Genomic DNA, 19,690 nt, shown 5'->3' on the forward strand with positions numbered 1-19,690 from the left:
ACCGATAACGCAAATGATAATGGTTTTCATTAGTATGCATTCTATGGTTTAATACTGCTCTGACAAAAACTAAACAAATCACTTTTACTATTATGAAAGCACGATTCAGAGACAGTATGACCTGGCTCCATACGTGGGCTGGATTAGTTGTAGGCTGGATACTGTTTGCGGTTTTTCTGACCGGAACATTAGCCTATTTTCAGTTCGAGATTACACAATGGATGCTTCCCGATGTAAAGCAACATGCAACGCCCGAAAAGGCGGTTGCACAAGCACAAGACTACCTTGAAGAGCAAGCCGCTGACTCGCCGGGCTGGTCCATTACCTTGCCCGATGAGCGATCTCCCATTACCACTATTTTTTGGCGTGACCGTAATGCCAGTAATGGCCGTGGTTTTGAGTTCGCCGTTCTTGACGGTGATGGTAAAAGAATTGAGCAACGTGAAACCCGCGGCGGCAACTTCCTTTATCGTTTTCATTTTGACCTTCACTATATGCCGGTATTTATTGCCCGCTGGCTGGTCGGCATATGCGCCATGCTTATGCTGATAGCCATAGTTACCGGCGTAGTCATACATAAAAAAATATTCAAAGACTTTTTCACCTTTCAGCCAGGTAAAGGTCCACGCAGCTGGCTCGACGGGCATACTATTACGTCGGTATTAGCTCTACCTTTCCATTTTATGATCACCTACACCGGCTTAGTCACATTAATGCTGATGTATATGTCCTCGGCCGTGTCGCTAAGCTATGGCGACAGAGGTGAGTTTTTTAACGACCTACAGTCCCAACCCCCTACGCTACAGGCAAGTGGTGAAAGCGCAGATTTAGCTGACTTGCAGGAGCTTTATTTTAAAGCGCGGGAAGACATAAAGGGCAACCCCATTCGTTTAGCTCAAATTAGTCATCCCGGAGATACGAATGCCACCGTCACTTTCTACGAAGCGCCTACTCAATCGCTTATGTCAGACTATACGACGCTGACTTATTCAGCCGTCACTGGTGAGCAGTTACATGTCCAGCCCGTAGAAAATAGCGCAGAACTGACACGGCGCACCATGATAGGCCTGCACGCCGGTCGCTTTGCCGATACTCAGCTGCGTTGGCTGTACTTCTTCTCAGGAATTCTGGGTACCTTGATGATAGCCACAGGCTTAGTGCTGTGGTTTGAAAAACGCAAAAAGAAACTGCAAGCCAGTGGCAACCTGTCATTCGGTCATTATCTAGTCAGCGGATTAAACGCAGGTTTTATTATGGGTCTTCCACTTGCCGTTGCCACCTACTTCCTCAGTAATCGTTTGCTACCCATAGCGGCCGACAAACGGGCTGAGCTTGAAATTGCCTGGTTCTTCTTTGGCTGGCTTTTAATGGTCTGCTATCCGCTGCTTCGCGGCGCCCGAAAAACCTGGCGAGACGGCGCACTGCTTAATACCATTGCCTACCTAAGCTTGCCCATTGTCAGCTTTATGACTGTCGACCGGCACCTTCTGAATTATCAGTACCCGCGCGACTGGCCTTTATTTGGCATGGATATCAGCTTCATTTCAACGGCAGCCGCGTTTCTAGGGCTTACCTGGTATCTGTTTCGCAAATGGAATTCAAAGGAGACGCAAAATAATGTTGAAAGATAAAATAGCAAATGCGCCGTCTAAACTGTCCGTAAGTTATCGAGTTCTGCTAGCAACAGTCGGTGGGTTCATTTTTACGCTTATTGTTACAGTCTTCACGCCTGAACTGTTTTTATCGGTTTTTGGCTGGAATAAAGCCACAAGCTTAATGTGGATGATGTTACTGAGTTTCGGAGTCTACTGCGGCCTAATTATGTGGATTATCGCCACTCGCAAATTACTGAAAACGAGTCTCATACTGTTGCTTTGTGGTATTGCTCTGACTATTGGCTTTACGCAACTGCAGTCCCATAATTCAGACCAGCCAACGTCAACTGAGGTGACATCATGATATCTATTACCCTTTGGCTTCTGAGCATAGCGGGCTTTTGGTTATTGTGTATTGTCACAGCCCGGCACCGAAAGCTATTTCATTTAAAGCCGTTAACTATGCGTGCCGAGCGGATCTATAAAACTGCAGGCTTTATATTGCTCGGTCTTGCTCTGGCCGGCACAAGCTTAATGCCAAACCCTGTAGACGGAATACTGATCTGGTTTGGTATTCTGACTTTCGCTTCACTGCTTATTTCCGCGCTATTAGCTGTTCAGCAGCAACGCAAACGAGAGCATAAGGTTTTTAAACGTTAAAAGCTTAATAAAAAGAATGCGCCACAAACTTGCTCCAGAAGGAACATAAAGTTATGTTTTACTCTCAAAAACCAAACACAAACTATGACCTCTAAATCTTATGCGCCGTTTACTTTGTCTTTTAATTTTCGTTAGTACTTTCACTACTATGGCATTTGCAGACACTTATACTCTTTACTTTACTCGTCACATGGAGAAAACCGATGAGAAAACTGACCCCGAGCTAAGTATTGCGGGTCAACAGCGGGCGCACATGCTGGCTCAAACTTTAAAAAACAGTAATATTGAGGCTATATTTTCTACCAATTTTAAACGCACCAAACAGACAGGCGAAGCTCTTGGAAAGCATCTTGGCCTCTCCGTTCAGAGTTACCCTTCTAAAGATTTTGATGGAATAATAGCCAGTATCAAAGGCCTGAAAAAGAATGCACTTATTATCGGTCACAGCAACACGATATCGGAGTTAGTAAAAGCCGCAGGCGGAACCGCCAAAACACTTGAAGAAGATGACTACGGTGACTTATTTCAGGTTGTTGTTAACGGTGACAGCGTAGTGACAAACAGGCTTTATGTTCCGGCCGTAGAATGAAACTCGTACGACCGGCCATGCAGTTGATGAAGAGTTTATTCCCAGTTAGCTCTGAACCAGGAAATCATTTCGTTCCTTATTTCTTTTTCTTTAGGCAAACAGCGATGTTCTGGCACTTCATATATCGACAGTTTATGGCAGTGGCTGATACCCTTTCCAGTCGGGTACCAAAGGCTGTTGTTCACCGTCAAATTCAAGCGTCACATAGTGGTTACCCACCAAATCGACGCACAAGCAGTCGTCCACCGCCAGTAAGTCGTCTTTATGAATTTGCTCAGCGTCCGCTAAGCCGGCTTTGGAAACTTGTGCGCGAGCCAGTTGCTTTGCGGATTGTGGTGAGTCTGCAACCACTACGGTAAAGTCATGATACTCGGCCAGCTTATTCGGAAAATAGCCACCAAAATTAACGAAGTACAAGCGTTTTTCCGCAGGTTTTTCAGGCGCTTTAGAAGTAAGATGAATTCGGTAGCCATCCACATGGTGCAAATGGACAAAGCTGTCCAGGTGCAGTCCTTTTTGCGTGCCGAACCAGCCTTTTCGAATAGCCGGATAAGTCTCTTCCATGCTCAGCCCTACTACAAAGCGAATGTCATGCAACTCAATATTGGCTCCAGGCGCCGTGCCGCCCACATAAACTAAAAAGAGCTTGTTATTGGTTTCGTTCATTGTCTTCCCTTACTCATTGCCAATAAAACAGAATCGGGGCACGTCATTGCCGTCTATGTTCACCGCTTCCACGAACATGTCAAAGGGGCGAACCCAAAGTTCCTGTTCCCCATACAGGGGCTGATAAAGCACCATCCACTCTTCTGTTTCGCTATGGCGAGCAATATCAATAACGCGGTAACGCCCGCCTTTGTAGTGTTCGTAAATACCCGGCTTTATGGTCATGTTGGTTTATTCCAATGCTTATGGTTACTAAAGTACTTTGAAAGCATGCTACCAAAAGTTGTAGTTTAGCGTTTATTCATTTGCTCCCGGTCACCCGAAAAGAATGGTTTGTGATTAAAGGGCTTAACTAATAATCTTGAAAAGAAAATGGCGACAGTATTGATGACTCCGCACTGGCTGCCATGCGAGGATGGTTTCAGAAACACTGAGAATGCTATGAGTTGCAGATATGAAAACAGATAATAAAATACTTTCGACCATATACTTGGCGCTGGTTTTTATTGGCGCCTACCTTGTTGGTGGTACCATCATTAAATCATTTCAAACAGGTGAATTCACTCTACACAGTTCAGAATTCAAAGACTTTCTCATAGCACTACTTATTTCATCGCTTTACCACTGGTGGGAAGCGCGTAAAAAGAAGGCGAAAAATGAGCAGCTTTAATTCGGTCTAACGTTGGTCAAAATAAGACTGCTCATTTAGCGTTTTATAAACACCTTCGATATTCTGCGGCAGCCACTGGTCGTACATTTTTAAATCAGAGAATTCATCAAGCTTTATGTCCTGTTGAAGTGTTTCCAAACTTTTGCCAGCCAACATACCGTCGCGAACCTCAGCGTATAAGGCTTGAAGATAGCTTAAATAGCGTTCAACATCTTTACGCGTTCCCATATCCGCATGAGCACCAACAAACACATCAAATGGCTTTTCATCTAACACGGCTTTTGTCGAGCGTATCATTCCGTGAATATCATAGCCCGGAAGCGTTTGATAAGGCATGCGGCCCAGCACAATCCAGTCAGCCACAAAGAGTACATTCTCCGGCATAAAGCGCATGCTAACAGAACCACGCCCATTGTTTGGTCCGTAATATTTCATTTGAACCGATTGTTCGCCGAGTTTAATAGTCAGCTCATCGCTAAACGTCATTGTGGGCAAAGCGGTTGGCGTTTTAGTCCAGCGTAAATCTTCATCCGCATACTCATGCGCAATCACCTCTACATTATCCGTGGCGATAACATCACCGCCCAAGGTGTGATCAACGTGGTTATGACTATAAGCTAAGTATCGTACCGGTTGCTCAAAACGCTCGTTGAGTTCCTTTATAAGGTAAGCTGCCGCATCCGCATTAATAGGATCAGTAACAAAAATCCCCCGCTCAGTTACCATAAACACCGAATGGTAATGCCCGGCAGAAAACCGATAAACATTACCCTTAACCTTCTCTATTGAATACTCGGTTGCCGCCAAAGCACCACAAATACCGAGCCATAAAATCAGACTAAACAGTACTTTCATAAATTACTCCTGGTTTTATCTATTAAATACCTACGTCTCAGGAAGCAATTAAGAGCACTTTAAAACTAAGCGTTAAGCATCACCCTGAATAGAACATAGTTTCATGAACAACTGTTTCTTCAGACTCTCGAGACTCAATAACGAAATCAAAATGTGAGATTGTAGTCTGCGGTTCTTCTTCCGTCGTTAATGTCAGTACAACACTTCGTTTCTCTCCCGGGCCTACAGCAAAAGGTCCGGTATCTGAAAGTTGAGCGCCTGCCAGCCCGGAAGCCGTTACGTCGAAGGTTTTTACGTAGCTGGATTTATTCAGCAAGGTGACGGTGTAAGCGTTTTCAACCAAGCCCTGGTTATTAATTCGGTACAAAGCATGGCGGTCTCTTATCACGCCTACTTCAAAACTCTGCCATGTCAGCATCCAGACGATGATCCCGGTAATGATGAGCGCAGACACCACGCCATATAACCATTGCCCGCCGCCATTGCGTGCAGACTTTTTATCACTACGAAAGCCAATGAGTTCCCTTTCATAGCCAAAGTTATCCATCACTTTATTGCAGGCATCCACACACAAACCGCAGTTAATGCACTCATATTGCAAGCCGTTGCGAATATCGATACCTGCCGGGCAAACTTGCACGCAGAGCTTACAATCGACGCAATCACCCAGCTCCGAAGGAGCACTGCCTCTTTTCCTCGGCCCTCTGTCTTCACCACGGGTAGCGTCGTAAGTCACGAGTTTGGTGCCAGAATCAAACATTGCAGATTGAAAACGGGCATAGGGGCACATGTGCTGGCACATTTTTTCACGCAACCAGCCCGCATTGCCGTAAGTGCAGGCAGCCAGAACAAGAACCCAGCCGTAAATAAGACCCGAGCTTGAAAGAGTAAAAAAGCCAGAATAAAGTTCTTTTACGGGAGTAAAATAGGACATAAAAGTTAGAGAAGTCAGTAAAGCAACTGCCGCCCAGATGAAGTGTTTAAATCCTTTTTTAGCGACTTTTTCCACGCTAAGTGGCGCTTTATCTAGTGCTCTACTCTGGTTAGCAGTTCCTTCAATGCGCCGCTCAATCCAGTTGAACATCAGCATCCATACTGTCTGCGGACAGGTAAAGCCGCACCACACCCGGCCATAACGCACAGTCACAGCAAATAAGACAAACGCAGAAAGGATAAATATTAAACTGAAAATGATTAAATCCTGCGGAAACAGCTTAATAGAGAAAAAGCGAAGCGTTTGCTGAGCGACATCAAACAAAATCGCTTGTTGTCCGTTGTATTGAATAAATGGAATGGCAATGAAAAGCAGCATCAGGAAAACATTCAGATAACGGCGGTTTCGCTGATATTTACCGGTTTCCTCTTTTATATAAATTTTCCCATCTGGTACGCCAGTCTGGAAAATAACGTCCTTTTTTGAAATTTGCTTGGCACTCACCGTAATTACTCCGCAATGAACAACACAGAGGTATTCTAATTACCGTGGTTTTCGGGGGTAGATACAGAAACGAGTTAAAAAGCTAGATCAGTCAGCAGAATGGCGAGCGATGTATTCCCTCAGGTGCTGGCAAAGCTGTTGCAGCAGCTGTTTGTTGGCGTCGGTTAGCTCAAACGAAGCATTCACCCGTAAGCAATGATTAAACTCATCCTGTAACGCGAACAATTTACCCGGAGCCAGCGTAATATTTTTATCCAGCGCTTCCCGGTATAACAACGTGGTATCGACGCTGGCATCAAACTCAAGCCATAAAAAATAACCACCACTATGGTTATAGATTTTAGCAACGTCGCTTAGCTGTTGCTGTAAAAACTCATGCATTTTACGTTTTCGGGAAGCCAGTGTTTTGCGTAATTCTTTAAGGTGCTTCTCGTAGTTTTTTGTCGACAGATATTCAACTAAAGATAACTGAATAGGAGCACTGGTCGCTAAAGTGCTCATTAGCTGACGTTTTTGTACTTCCAGTGCGCGGCTCCCTGCCGCCACCCAGCCAATACGAAATCCAGCCACAAGCGATTTAGAAAATGACGAACACAGCATCACGTTATTGCTCTTATCAAACTGTTTTACTGCCAGCGGTGCCGTGTCTCCTTCATACAACTCGCTGTACACATCGTCCTCAATTAACACGACGTTGTACTTTTCCAGCAGTTGCGCCACCTGCGACTTCTTTTCATTGCTTAGCGAATAGCCCACCGGGTTTTGAAAATTAGACATTAACCAGCAGGCTTTAACGTCATAGCTCTGAAACGCCCGTTCCAGAGACGACATATCCAAACCATGCTCAGGATCAACCGCCACAGAAATAGCTTTAAGACCAAGCCGCTCTAAGGTCTGCATCGCACCATAAAACGCAGGTGCTTCAATCACCACCCAGTCGCCGGGTTGAGTCGCAGCCTGAAGACTCAAACTCAGCGCCTCCAGCGCCCCTGCGGTTATTACAATTTCATCGGGCGAAATATTCATCCCCCGCGCCGCATAACGCTTAGCAATTAGATGCCGCAGCTCTTCATTACCGGGTGGCAGGTTATCCAGCGCAGTCATTAAAGAAGACTGTTTTGCTGCTGACGCAACCGCTTTATTCAGTTGGTAGCGCGGAGACAACGAAGGATCAGGGTACGCAAAGCCTAAACTCAACGTATGAACGTTACGAGACGCCTGCAGGACTTCAAACACAAAGTCGTTCACACTAACAGCTTCAGTTGGCTGAATAGAATGAGACTGATTTTGAGGGTATTTTACCGAGGCAGAAACGCTGTAGCCTGAACGCTCACGCGCCGCCAGAACACCCTGAGACTCAAGCATTTGATAAGCGTGTAAGACCGTCATCAAGCTGTAACCGGACTGCTCCGCCTGTCTTCTTAAAGAAGGCAGTTTTTCACCGGGTAGCCATATGCCTTTCTCAATTTGAAGCCTTAGCTGATTTGCCAGTAGCTCATACTTTTTCATGAAAATACTCTGATGAACCGAACGAGCTAAATAATAACAGATTATTGTTTTAACTGTTATAGAAAGCCCGTTACGGCAAAATCAAAGCAGCAAGGCTTTTACATCATCCGTTTTAGTGTTCCATCTTTTATAATAAACTGATGAATGAAAGCCATACCGATATGACCTGCAACTAGAAACAATAAGCCCCAGGCTATGTAAGAATGCAGACTACCAATGTTTATCAGCCAGCTAATTTCCTCACTTTTTGCAATAATTTCAAAGTTAAATGCACTCAACCCATAGCCGTTACCCACCATGTAGCAAATTCCGGTCACAGGCATCAATACCAACGCGGCATACAATAAACCGTGACCAACTTTTGCCAGAACACCAATAATAGATTCATGTTCGGGCCGGTTTCCCTTTTCTTTTGCTGTCCAACCTAAGCGTAAAACAATAAGTACCAATAGCAGGGAACCAATGGATATGTGCCAGGGAACCAGCGTTTCACCTACCCAGTGTTCACCATCGTTTATACGGTCAAAGAATTTTAGAAATTGCCAGCTAACCAAAATGGCCATCGACCAGTGGAAGAAGCGCGTTATAGAACCATAACGCGCTTTAGAGTCATTCATCATTTTGAGTACCAATATCAATCAAATATCGCCTTAGGCTACCTATCTGATATTAGTATGAGAATGCACATTTTCTTAAAATATTTTTCAGAAAGCTAAAACTCTATGCAAATCTTACCGAAGTGCTTACCTGATTCTTCATAACGGAACGCATCCGCTAATTCTTCCAGAGCAAAGGTTTTATCAATTACCGGCTTCACACCATTAGCTTCTAAAGCACGCACAAAGTCTCTCTGATTGTCGCAGCTGCCAACAATTAACCCCTGTAGTCGTGCCTGCTTAGCCATTAATTTAGCAGTTGGAACCTCGCCTTCGCTTCCGGTCAGAACACCAATTAACGCAATGTGCCCCGCTATCGCGACCGCATTAATAGACTGTGGCAAGGTGCCTGGGCCGCCAACTTCAATCACATGGTCGACACCACGGCCATTGGTTAATTTACGAACCGTTTTGCCCCATTCAGGGTCTTCTTTGTAGTTAATCAGATGATCCGCTCCAAGCTCTTTATACTGTTGGAGTTTGTCGTTAGACGAGGATGTCGCAAATACCGTTGCCCCCAGGCTTTTCGCTAACTGGCAGGCAAATACTGATACGCCACCACTGCCGAGCACCAGCACCGTATTGCCCGGCTTAATGCCACCGTCCACGACCAGAGCGCGCCAAGCTGTTAAACCCGCAGTCGTCAAAGTGGCTGACTCCGCATGGCTATAACCCTTCGGCTGATGAGTAAAGAACTGAGTCGGACGCACCACAACTTCGCGAGCGTAGCCATCAATGCCATCACCCGGCGTATTGCGGAAGTCGCCGACTGGCGCCGGTCCACTTTGCCAATACGGGAAAAAGGTAGAAACAACATTGTCCCCTACCGCGAATTCTTCCACGCCTTCACCTACAGCCTCAACAACACCAGCGCCGTCAGACATTGGAATGCGTCCATCCTCTGTTGGGATAAAACCAGATGCTACGCCGTAATCATGAAAATTGAGTGAGCTGGCTTTAACTTTAACTCGAATTTCTCCCGGCCCCGGCTGGCCAGGGTCTTCCATTTCGGTTACCTGAATATTATCCAGCCCAAACGGTTTTTTGAGTCGTAGCGCTTTAATCTTCTCAGTCATGTTGGTAGTCCTTTAACTAGAGTGTGTGTTCAATTGTAGTTCTTATGAGGGGGGATTGGATCAAAGCTAAGCTATAAAAGCTGAGAAAACTCATTAACGGGAATTAAATTGATCTAACTACATTAGGTAACTCTTGATGCCGACTATACTGAAAGTGCCGTTCGCAATACCACTAAGGGTATCAGCGAGAACAGCAAATATTTCTATTCAGTAAGGGAAGGAATCCGTAATGGCTAAAAAGACAATTGCGAAATTTGATATCTCGACAACTGCACCAGAAGGTTTTGAGCATGAGCCTGACGCAACAGGCGGTTTTTGGTGCCATAAACCGCTTAACACTTTGCCACCGGGGGATTTTATATCGCCCTACTCGCGTCATAAAACCTTACCTACTCAGGGAGTCGAAAAGCGTAAAGCCTGGATAATTGGTGGTGGTGTCGGGGGGCTTGCCGCGGCATTTTATTTAATTCGCGATGGTCATATGTCCGCCGAAAATATCACTATTTTAGAAGAAATGAGTGTAGAAGGCGGCTCTATGGATGGTGCGGGTAACCCCGAAGACGGTTACATCATTCGCGGTGGCCGTGAAATGAACTGGAACTACGACACCCTTTGGGATCTATTCCAGGACATTCCTGCCCTTGAGCTTCCTGAAGGGTATTCTGTTCTCGATGAATACCGAATGATAAACGACAACGACCCGAATTATTCTAAGGCCCGTTTAATTAAAAAGTCCGGCGAAATTCTTGACTCAGAAGACCTGGGTCTGAGTAAATCTCAGCAGTGGGAACTTATTCGCTTAATGCTGAAACGGAAGGAAGAGTTAGACGACACCAGCATTGAGGAATATTTCAGTGAAGGCTTTTTGCAAAGCAACTTCTGGTTCTTATTTCGCACTATGTTTGCTTTCAAAAACTGCCACAGCCTGCTGGAAACCAAGCTCTATTTACATCGTTTTCTGGATTCAATTGACGGTTTTGCTGACATGTCTGTTCTGCTTTTCCCTAAATACAATCAGTACGACACCTTTATCAAGCCACTGACCAATTTTCTGCGCGAAAAAGGAGTGAAATTTACCTTTGAAGCCAGAGTAGATGACCTTGATATAAGCTTTACCGGAGACAATAAGACAGTAACCGGAATTCAGGCCGTTATTAAAGGTAAAGAGCAATATATTGAAGTTGGCAAGAATGATTTAGTGTTCGCCCTTACCGGTTCAATGACTGAACATACAGGTTATGCCGGTATGGATGATGCGCCGAAGCTTAGCTGTGAAAAGCATGACCCGGGTAGCGAAAGCGGCTGGAACTTATGGAAGAACCTCGCCAAAAAGTCTCCTGTTTTTGGTAAGCCGGAAAAGTTTTATGGTGACGTAGACAAGTCTATATGGGAGTCTGCCACCCTTACCTGCAAACCCTCGCCCCTTGTCGATAAACTGAAAACCTTATCGGTAAACGACCCATACTCAGGTCGAACAGTTACCGGCGGAATAGTGACGTTTACTGACTCTAACTGGCTATTAAGCGTTACCTGTAATCGGCAACCGCACTTCCCCGATCAGCCAGATGACACATTGGTGTTGTGGGTTTATGGTCTGTTGATGGATAAGCAAGGCAACCGTGTAAACAAAACCATGCCGGAATGTACCGGCAAAGAAATTCTGACCGAGCTTTGCCATCATCTGGGTATTGAAGACCAGTTAGATGAGGTTATAGCCAACACCAAAATACGCATTGCACTTATGCCTTATATTACTGCCCAGTTTATGCCCAGAGCAGCAGGCGACAGACCCAGAGTAGTGCCTGACGGCTGCACCAACTTAGGCTTAGTGGGACAATTTGTAGAAACTCGCAACGACATAATATTCACCATGGAAGCCTCCATTCGCACCGCCCGTATTGGTGTGTATAAACTGCTGAATATTCCCAAACAGGTGCCGGATATAAGCCCCACACAATACGACATTCGTAACATCATAAAAGGTGCCAGAGCGCTCAATAGCAATAAGCCTTTTATTGGCGAACGTATGCTCCACCGCTTACTCGACAAAACCTACTTTGCCCACATACTGCCGCCGCTGCCCGAACCGGAGGAGAAAAAGCAAACGCATTTTGAAGAAGAACTAAGGGAACTGCTTGGTAAAGGCGGTGACTTAATAAATAAATTCTCAAGCTGGGTTAACTCACTGAGAGAAAATTTCTCGAGCAAAGATAAATAGTGGATTAGGTTCTGTTTTATGCACCAAAAAGGGGCGCTATTCGAGCGCCCCGATTTAATAATTTGGTGGTGCAGTGGGAGTTGAACTCAATAATCAATTACTCATTTCAATAAAATTTTCTCTATTTTGACTTGTCCCCCTAAAACCAGCTTTTCCGCGAACGATCGCTTAGAGAATAATGGTTAGTTTGGATTTCTCCGAAAAACCTACATTTATCATCTATTAATGAGCTCCAAACTGAGCTGGTCGACATCTCTAAATACTCGGTTCACGCTGTGATCCAATTGGTTAAAGTCGTCCGAAATTTCCATCAACGTAATTATCTTTGTAAGGTGACGTTCGAGGTGTGTTCTGGCATCGTCAGTTAAGTGTTGGTGGTGTTTTCGTCGCCTACCACCCGTTTCAGTAGTAGGGTTTAGTTCCCTGAGTTTCTCGAGTACCCCCTGAGGAAGTAGCTCATAAACATACTTGTTAGTTAGTTTACCTAGATAAGCAGGACGTTTCACGTTAGATGGGTTATATTCCCAATCGCAGAGTCTGAATAATTCTTTATAGAACTTCCTTGGGAACGTTTGCTGCCAAACCATATAGTCTTCGCGAATATAAGCAGACAGAATCTTTTGTAAAGCGTCTTTTTCCCGCTCATACTGGTATCCAGTTGCCTCATCAATTAACGCAACGATAGCAGTTTTGGCTAGTGACCGGACGATGATTTCGGCTTGTTCAGCCAAGTGGAGCTGACCCTTCTCAAGGGAGTTATCATCTCGCGCTCTAAGGTAAATCTCGCAAATGATCTGTATTACCTCGGCAGGGTAACCACTTTGCTCCCTTCCGTTTTTAGCGAGGTAGGTAATTGGCTGGAGTGCTCTAATTTCGTCAGGAGCAACAAATTCTTCGAGCTTTTTAGAAGTCAAAATAGGCGACAACCCAGAGTGCTTCCCCGTACCCATCTGTTTCCGTCCAAAAGCCTTTAAAACGTTTGTACCATTTACGACTCTTGTTTCATTATCCAGAACTGCACAGCTAATTTCGTTACCTGCGATGTTCAATACACCCGTATACTTTGCTCTATCCATATCCCCGGTCTCATAATTAATTACAATCCGGGTACCTTACACCCTCCCGGTATCGATTGTCAATTCATAGCCGGGGGTAAGTTTTTTTATCAACCCTACCTTCTGATTAATGATAAGGACTGAGACTTCCCAACCCCTTTTATGGTGAAAATGTAGAGGCATTCTATTTTTTTTCGTTCACTTGATAACGAACCGGTCTATTCAATTTTATCACCAGATTTTCATTAATCGCTCGCTTTAACCAAGTGTTGAGTTGTGATTTATCTAAATCAGTAGCCTCAATCAGAGCCTCTAAGGTAATAGGACTAGCCGCTAACCGATACAGCTCTTTAACAAATGTTCGGTAAAAATCTACAGCCTGCATTTGAGCTTTCTCTGATTTATCATTATTAACAATCGAGACAACAGGCTCCGATTGCTTTACAGAAGAATAGCTAAATTCAGCAGTTTTAGTTAAAAAAGTTTCTCTTTCTGACAACTGTTCTTCAACCAACTGAGTTTGTTCCGGCATCGAGAAAAGATCGACTTGTTTTTCTCTAAACTCTAGTGTGGCAGTATTTTCGTTTGATAGAAGTTCGGAAATTTTCAAGCTTTGAATGTCAGCTTTGCACCACTGCCCCCCTTTTGCAACTAGGCTTGTATTAGCAGCTTCGCTATCGACAGTCGGTTTCACCCAGAGTGGTACCCAACGTTTCTTTAAATTTTCTTGCGCACCATTTAACGTTCCTCCTTTTTTACCTGAATGAATCACTAGCGAACTATCTGCCAGACAATAAATATACTTATTACGTGCCATGGCGTTACCGGCGTTAAATCCGGCCTCGGGATAAAAAGGTGAAACTAGTACGACATGACTATCCATCAAACCTTTTCGCCATTTACTGCTGGTTGCGCTTTTCAGTAAGCTGTCAGACATAATTCCAATAACAGCTCCCCCACTACTCATAGCCCCCAGCATAGCAGCTTGGTCTACACCTCGGGCCCCGCCCGAAACAACCGCAACGCTCTCCGCCGCGGCTTTCGCCCCTACCTGTTCGGTAAACAGTAAATCAGCATTACTAGCATTACGTGAACCTACAATCGCAACACCTCCTGAATTTAATAAAGATTTGTTGCCACAACCAAATAACACTGGAGGAGAGTCTGTTTTCAAACGCTGTTTCAAGCGACGTGGATATTCCGGATCGGAACGTGTAACAACCCATAAGCCAGCTCGCTGCCATTTTTCAAACGCCAGCGCCAGACTATGCCCTCGATTAAGCAAGTTAATCACTCTTTCGGAACTAACATGCTTATCCTGCCAGCCGTAAAGCAGTGATTGAGGATCAGGAGCGCCTAATAAATCGGCCGGGGTTATGGATTTTGCCTTCAACCATAATGCAAATCGCCCCCATTCCGCGTTTGTAAGGGGTTTTACATTTTCGCTGCTTGCTTTAGAAAAATAACTAGTGAGCAGTAAGGTCGCTTGAGCTGTTAGCGATAAATTCATGAGTCTTTTACCGAAGAGGAACTTAATGCTGAAGGATACACAATACCACTGCCTGCTTGCTGTAATAGTGCGGCGATAACTGTTAACGTCCAACCTGAATCAACAATATCATCAATTAGTAATACTGGGGTATCTGGCACAGGCTGATTAATTGTAAATACCCCATCCAGATTCTTACATTGATGATAGCGATTTTGTTGTTGCTTTTGAGGCTGATTATCGCTCACTTTAGCCACCGCATCAATAAAAGGCAGATCCAGTCGGATCGCTAACCTTCGGGCAAAATCAGGAACCAGTTCAGGACGATTAAGAGAAGGCACTGAACAAACCCATTGTGGAAAAGGATGCGGCTCCCAGCGTTGCTGAACCATCTCCGCCATAGCCTCAACTAACTCATCACCAAATTTTCCTGAGTTCTTATGCTCCGCAACTAGCTTCCCCCAACCCGCATCTTTCCATCGGGACATTACCCGGCCTTCTTGCGCTCGCAAATGTATCGGCAAGTTGCCTCTGAAGCCATATTCAAGAAATGCATTTGCGGCTACCTGTGCCTTAGCTTTAATTACCATTTCCGCGTGTTTAAGAAAAGTTGCTGCTTTGTGAATCAGTCCTGCATCAATAGACGCTTGAGTTAATGGTTGTCCTTTGCATGAGACACACTTCCCACAAGGAGTAGGATCATTATCATCCAGAGAGCGGCGTAAAAATGTCATCTTACAACTATTGCAAGCTAAGTAATCCTGTACCTCAGTCCACTCCTTTTCTCTTTGGCTAGTTAGGTGCGATATACGCGCCTGATCCATCTGATAGTGCACTGGCGTCCTTACCCAGCGTGTCCCCTCTTTTATCACCGGAGCAGGATTTTCCACTCGTAATAGCTTCAAAACTTTTTCAATTTGACTATGACGTAAGTTCGTCCGTTCTTCAATATCACGAAGTGACAAGCCATCACTATTTTCCAGTGCCTGCAGAATCTCATTAACTTGAGCTTCTGAAGGAAATGCAGAATCCCTGAAAAATTCATGAATGTCCCTATCTTCCGCTCCAGACATTAATACACCTAAGGCCTCTTCAATACCTCTCCCTGCGCGACCGACCTGTTGATAATAGGATACTATGGAACCAGGAGCCTGGTAGTGAATGACGAAACTTAAATCAGGCTTGTCATAACCCATTCCCAAAGCCGTTGTCGCTACCAATACTTTAAGTCGATTTTGGAGTAACAGTCCTTCCAGGTGCTGACGATAAGTACTGCTGTTTTCAAAGTCGATACCCTCAATACTCCCATGATACGCTTTGGCATCAATCCCATTTTCACTTAACCAATCAGCAACCTGTTCTGTATCCCTCACCGTCAATGTATAAACAATACCGGTACCAGGTAATGTAGGGATTACTTGCGCCAGCCAAGCAAGGCGTGAAGCTTGATCGGGTAACTCAATAGTTTCCAAAGCAAGACTCTCACGAATCAAAGATCCACGTTGAACTTGAATATTGCCAATTTGCCCCTGAATATCAGTCTCCACACGACGATTAGCCGTAGCAGTAGTACATAATACTGGAGTATTGTCTGGTAATTGACGCAATATATTAACAATACGACGATAATCGGGACGAAAATCATGACCCCAGTCGGAAATACAGTGAGCTTCATCAATAACCATCAATGCTATTTTATCAGAAATAGGTTGTAGCACTGTTTCAATAAAATTGTCATTGGCCAGACGTTCAGGAGAAATCAATAAGCAATCGACCTGATTTCCCATAATCCTTTGGGTTATTGCATCCCAATCGTCTTGGTTAGAGGAGTTCATAGTTTCCGCAGTAACGCCTAAACGTCGAGCTGATTCTATTTGATTGCGCATCAACGCTAATAAAGGAGAAACAATAATCGTTGGACCCATACCACGGTCGCGGAAAATTTTAGCACTAATAAAATACACTGAACTTTTACCCCACCCAGTGCGTTGTACTACTAAAAGCTTTTGTCGATGATTAACTAACGAATCAATAGCTTCCCACTGACCACTGCGAAACTCTGCCTCGGGGTTACCTAGCGCGATCCTCAGTAAATTTTGTGCCTGTCCTTGATTCATGCTCTCTCTCTGATTTAATAATAAGCCAAATTTTTTCGACTAAGAGGACAATTCCCATTGTTCATTATCTTTATCGTTTGTGAATATCGTCAATACTTAATTGAGGAGACTCCCATCTTAACCCAGGCTATCCAACCGTCTCTACGCTATTAATTAAAGTACATTTTTACGCACGCTGATGAATTGTAATAATGCTCCTATAGCCGCGATTATCGCAGCACCAACAGGTAACAACCATATCGGCAGACTAAGAGCTAAAGCCAAGCCTCCGACTGCAGCTCCAATAGCACTGCCAAGATACAAAGCTGATTCATTGAGAGCAACCGCAAGGTTACCGTCACCCTGTGACTCCCTAACGTGGAGCAACTGATTATTCTGTGGCACCTGCAAAGCCCAGCCGACAGCTCCCCAGATCAAGATTGGAACCATTGCCAACCATACACTCCAGAATGCAATTAACGGTAACACCGCCAGAGACAGAGCAAGGGTTAACATAATAAATAGAGTCATCCGAGGACCTTTAATACGGTCGGCCATGGGTCCCACCAGAAAACTTCCAGCAACACCACCGATACCCCACACCCAAAGAAAAGGAGTAATTGATTTTACCCCACCATACTCCGGAGCCGACATTAGAGGAGCCAGAAAGGTGTACATTCCGAGACTGGCTATAGCTGCAAGTAAGGATACGGACAGAATAACGGTTACCTGACCATCGACCAACACAGAGAGTTTCCGACGCAAAGGGATAAATTCTGATCCAGATAATTCTGGCAGGCGCCAAAAAAGTCCAGTAAGTGAAATTGCCCCCAGTAGTGTTACCAACCAAAATGCGGATGGCCAACCTAATTTCTCTGCGAGAATAAGCCCGATAGGAACACCCAGAACGGTCCCCGCAGCCATCCCTCCCATAATCACCGCTATAGCTTTGCCCCGTCCGGCAGGCGACAGCATTGCGGCGGCTGAAATCCCTACCGCAAGGTAAACACCCGAGCCAACTCCTGCTAACGCCCTAAATATAAGCAACCACAAAAAGTCCGTCGACAATGCACTGGCGGCGTTTGAAATTACAAACAAGCCAAGGGCTGCCAATAGCCCATTTCGCTGTCGGTTCCCGGGCAATAAAGCAACAACAACTGGCGAGCCTATGCCGTAAGCAAGAGTGAAAGCTGTTACAAGCTGTGCAGCGACACCAGTAGACACACTAAACGCCTGCTCAATCATTGGAATAAGTCCGGCTGTAACGTAAGAAGCCATGCCAAGCGCAAAAGCGCCTAATGCAATTAAGTAAACAGTGGGCGACACTGAGGATGTGCTTTTGAAACTCATCGTAGATTCTCCGGTGAAGAAAAATGAGCATTCTACGAGCAGGATTAAGGTGTTACAATTTAACTATTTATACTATTACTAAAAGCAACAGGAATGTGATGAGTAAACTAGAACGCAAGCGTCATGAACTTGCTACTTTCCTAAAATCACGGAGAGAGCGCCTATCTCCCACGGAAGTAGGTCTTCCCTGTGGAGGCCGTCGACGTACACCAGGGTTGCGGCGCGAAGAAGTTGCAGCGCTTTCAGGCGTAGGGCTGACTTGGTATACGTGGCTTGAACAAGGGCGCGATATTAGTGCCTCCTCCTCTTTTCTCGATAATCTGGCACGAACACTAAAACTGGATGCCGCTGAACGCAGGCACCTATTTCTGCTCGCCCATGGCCGACTACCGCCAGAACCGGGCAAGACCTTTTGTGAAGTTCCGCCTTTGATATTGAGGCTGATGAGAGATCTCTCACCCCATGGTGCCTATATACTCAACTTAAGATGGGATGTGTTGGCTTTCAACGAGCAGGCAGACCTACTTTTCGGCTTCAGTCGTCACGCTCCAGGACAACGCAACCTGCTTTGGATGCTGTTCACGGATGCCGTTCTCCGCGAACGACTAGTAGATTGGGACAGTCAAGCCGTTCAGATGTTATCCAGCTTCAGGCGAGATTACGCGCATGCAACGCAAGAAGCAGATATTCAGGCTCTGGTTACCAATTTACAAAAGGCTTCTCCTGACTTCAGCCAATGGTGGAATCGCCACGATGTCGACGCCCCATGTCAGGGCGTCAGGGATATGAAAATAGAAAATGAAACAGTGTCATTCGAGCACACTTCGATGACTGTCGATGCTGATCGCCATTTGCGATTGGTTGTTTATGCGCGGGGCTCGGCACAAGGAATAGCAATCAACGACCAGTTCTCCGCAACCTCGTGAGCTGTTGAGGCTTTAGTCGCTCGAAGATTTCTAGGATAGTCGACATCTTTGGCCTCCATGGCTTTAGTCGCATGAAACTGGCCATTCGCGGCGCGAAGTATCCATCCACCTTCATAGCATTCCTCGGATGCTAGATACGCGACCCCTGGCGCCACCTCGGCTGGGCGTAGTTCGTCAGGTTCCCCCTCTATACCCCACATACGTGTTTTGGCGACTGGAGAAACCGCATTAACGATAATGCCGTTCCTTTCACCTTCAAAAGCAAGGACATTCATCAGCCCCACTACAGCCATTTTGGCCGCTGCGTATGACGCAAGACCATTCTGAACGTATTGCGGATAGAGAGCCCGGCAAGAGGTCGTCACAACGATCCGACCATACCCTGCGCCTTTCATTGAGGGCCACGCCGCCTGTGCGAGCCATAAAGGAGCCTTGGCCGAAATAGCCATCATATGATCAAAAGAACTTTCCTCTATCAACTCAATATTTTCATAAGCAACCCAACCCGCGTTATGGATCAAAGCATCTAGTCGTCCGCCTATTTTCAAAGCGTCCTTACAAAGTTTATGGCAGCCTTCACGCGACCCTATTTCTCCGGGAATCGCTTGTACATTTAACCCTTCCAACCTAAGCTTTTCTGCCGCAACCTCTGCGACCTTTGGGTCAATTCCATTGCCATCGGAGTCGGCACCGATATCCTGGATAAGAACCATCGCACCGAGCTGAGCGATGGTTCTGGCGTAAGAGAAGCCAAGCCCTTGGCCAGCCCCGGTTATTAATACTACTCGATCATTGAAATCCACCATGTCGTTCCCTCCGTTCACGAAAGTGCTTAAGAAAAT

Annotated in this window: 19 protein-coding genes; 7 read left to right on the forward strand and 12 right to left on the reverse strand. The window is 45.4% G+C overall.

The window, feature by feature from the left end:
* Positions 1–116 precede the first annotated feature (116 nt).
* The 4 genes from ACN0TF_RS04535 (at position 117) to ACN0TF_RS04550 (ending at position 2,844) form a co-directional block, all read left to right on the forward strand.
* Entirely contained in the window at positions 117–1,631 is a 1,515-nt protein-coding gene (locus ACN0TF_RS04535; protein WP_417440937.1) for a PepSY-associated TM helix domain-containing protein, read from the forward strand.
* Positions 1,618–1,959: a hypothetical protein gene (locus ACN0TF_RS04540; protein ID WP_417440938.1), complete on the forward strand. Its 342-nt coding sequence runs from the start codon at positions 1,618–1,620 to the stop codon at positions 1,957–1,959. The genes ACN0TF_RS04535 and ACN0TF_RS04540 overlap by 14 nt, the downstream gene beginning before the upstream one ends.
* Positions 1,956–2,255 carry a DUF3325 domain-containing protein gene (locus tag ACN0TF_RS04545; RefSeq protein WP_417440939.1) on the forward strand — a complete coding sequence of 100 codons (300 nt, stop codon included), beginning with the start codon at positions 1,956–1,958 and terminating at the stop codon, positions 2,253–2,255. The genes ACN0TF_RS04540 and ACN0TF_RS04545 overlap by 4 nt, the downstream gene beginning before the upstream one ends.
* A gap of 148 nt (positions 2,256–2,403) precedes the next feature.
* Complete coding sequence (locus ACN0TF_RS04550; protein ID WP_417440940.1) at positions 2,404–2,844, forward strand: histidine phosphatase family protein; 441 nt, start codon at positions 2,404–2,406, stop codon at positions 2,842–2,844.
* 132 nt (positions 2,845–2,976) lie between these two features.
* Here the strand turns inward: ACN0TF_RS04550 and ACN0TF_RS04555 are convergent, their stop codons facing one another.
* Both ACN0TF_RS04555 and ACN0TF_RS04560 read right to left on the reverse strand, forming a co-directional pair.
* Positions 2,977–3,510 carry a DUF1543 domain-containing protein gene (locus ACN0TF_RS04555; protein WP_417440941.1) on the reverse strand — a complete coding sequence of 178 codons (534 nt, stop codon included), beginning with the start codon at positions 3,508–3,510 and terminating at the stop codon, positions 2,977–2,979.
* 9 nt (positions 3,511–3,519) lie between these two features.
* Positions 3,520–3,735: a DUF1653 domain-containing protein gene (locus tag ACN0TF_RS04560; RefSeq protein WP_417440942.1), complete on the reverse strand. Its 216-nt coding sequence runs from the start codon at positions 3,733–3,735 to the stop codon at positions 3,520–3,522.
* Between the two features lie 229 nt (positions 3,736–3,964).
* Here ACN0TF_RS04560 and ACN0TF_RS04565 point away from each other — a divergent pair, with 229 nt between their 5' ends.
* Positions 3,965–4,180: a hypothetical protein gene (locus tag ACN0TF_RS04565; RefSeq protein WP_417440943.1), complete on the forward strand. Its 216-nt coding sequence runs from the start codon at positions 3,965–3,967 to the stop codon at positions 4,178–4,180.
* Positions 4,181–4,186: 6 nt separating this feature from the next.
* Here the strand turns inward: ACN0TF_RS04565 and ACN0TF_RS04570 are convergent, their stop codons facing one another.
* The 5 genes from ACN0TF_RS04570 to ACN0TF_RS04590 form a co-directional block, all read right to left on the reverse strand.
* Positions 4,187–5,035 (reverse strand): MBL fold metallo-hydrolase, encoded by an 849-nt coding sequence (locus ACN0TF_RS04570; protein ID WP_417440944.1) that lies wholly within the window; start codon positions 5,033–5,035, stop codon positions 4,187–4,189.
* Between the two features lie 79 nt (positions 5,036–5,114).
* Positions 5,115–6,473 carry a cytochrome c oxidase accessory protein CcoG gene (gene ccoG / locus ACN0TF_RS04575; protein WP_417440945.1) on the reverse strand — a complete coding sequence of 453 codons (1,359 nt, stop codon included), beginning with the start codon at positions 6,471–6,473 and terminating at the stop codon, positions 5,115–5,117.
* Positions 6,474–6,560: 87 nt separating this feature from the next.
* On the reverse strand, positions 6,561–7,982 hold the full coding sequence (locus ACN0TF_RS04580) for a PLP-dependent aminotransferase family protein (RefSeq protein ID WP_417440946.1): 1,422 nt from the start codon (positions 7,980–7,982) through the stop codon (positions 6,561–6,563).
* A 98-nt stretch (positions 7,983–8,080) separates the two neighbouring features.
* On the reverse strand, positions 8,081–8,602 hold the full coding sequence (locus ACN0TF_RS04585; RefSeq protein ID WP_417440947.1) for a cytochrome b: 522 nt from the start codon (positions 8,600–8,602) through the stop codon (positions 8,081–8,083).
* A gap of 92 nt (positions 8,603–8,694) precedes the next feature.
* Positions 8,695–9,714 carry a zinc-dependent alcohol dehydrogenase family protein gene (locus tag ACN0TF_RS04590; RefSeq protein ID WP_417440948.1) on the reverse strand — a complete coding sequence of 340 codons (1,020 nt, stop codon included), beginning with the start codon at positions 9,712–9,714 and terminating at the stop codon, positions 8,695–8,697.
* Between the two features lie 229 nt (positions 9,715–9,943).
* Between ACN0TF_RS04590 and ACN0TF_RS04595 the strand changes: the two genes are divergently transcribed.
* Positions 9,944–11,932, forward strand: a complete 1,989-nt coding sequence (locus ACN0TF_RS04595) for an oleate hydratase (protein ID WP_417440949.1) — start codon at positions 9,944–9,946, stop codon at positions 11,930–11,932.
* Positions 11,933–12,147: 215 nt separating this feature from the next.
* Here the strand turns inward: ACN0TF_RS04595 and ACN0TF_RS04600 are convergent, their stop codons facing one another.
* The 4 genes from ACN0TF_RS04600 to ACN0TF_RS04615 all read right to left on the reverse strand — a co-directional run bounded on the left by ACN0TF_RS04600 (position 12,148) and on the right by ACN0TF_RS04615 (position 17,922).
* A complete protein-coding gene (locus ACN0TF_RS04600; RefSeq protein WP_417440950.1) occupies positions 12,148–13,008 on the reverse strand; it encodes a P63C domain-containing protein in 861 nt (286 codons plus the stop codon).
* A gap of 163 nt (positions 13,009–13,171) precedes the next feature.
* Positions 13,172–14,497: a DNA-processing protein DprA gene (locus tag ACN0TF_RS04605; protein ID WP_417440951.1), complete on the reverse strand. Its 1,326-nt coding sequence runs from the start codon at positions 14,495–14,497 to the stop codon at positions 13,172–13,174.
* Positions 14,494–16,593 (reverse strand): RecQ family ATP-dependent DNA helicase, encoded by a 2,100-nt coding sequence (locus ACN0TF_RS04610; RefSeq protein WP_417440952.1) that lies wholly within the window; start codon positions 16,591–16,593, stop codon positions 14,494–14,496. The genes ACN0TF_RS04605 and ACN0TF_RS04610 overlap by 4 nt, the downstream gene beginning before the upstream one ends.
* A gap of 153 nt (positions 16,594–16,746) precedes the next feature.
* The gene (locus tag ACN0TF_RS04615) at positions 16,747–17,922 is read right to left on the reverse strand and encodes an MFS transporter (protein ID WP_417440953.1); all 1,176 of its coding nucleotides are present in this window, start codon (positions 17,920–17,922) and stop codon (positions 16,747–16,749) included.
* A 98-nt stretch (positions 17,923–18,020) separates the two neighbouring features.
* Between ACN0TF_RS04615 and ACN0TF_RS04620 the strand changes: the two genes are divergently transcribed.
* The gene (locus ACN0TF_RS04620; RefSeq protein WP_417440954.1) at positions 18,021–18,848 is read left to right on the forward strand and encodes a helix-turn-helix transcriptional regulator; all 828 of its coding nucleotides are present in this window, start codon (positions 18,021–18,023) and stop codon (positions 18,846–18,848) included.
* Here ACN0TF_RS04620 and ACN0TF_RS04625 read toward each other — a convergent pair.
* Positions 18,788–19,654 (reverse strand): SDR family NAD(P)-dependent oxidoreductase, encoded by an 867-nt coding sequence (locus ACN0TF_RS04625; protein WP_417440955.1) that lies wholly within the window; start codon positions 19,652–19,654, stop codon positions 18,788–18,790. The genes ACN0TF_RS04620 and ACN0TF_RS04625 overlap by 61 nt on opposite strands.
* Positions 19,655–19,690 lie beyond the last annotated feature (36 nt).

The organism is Idiomarina sp., from assembly GCF_048265525.1.
GTDB lineage: Bacteria > Pseudomonadota > Gammaproteobacteria > Enterobacterales > Alteromonadaceae > Idiomarina.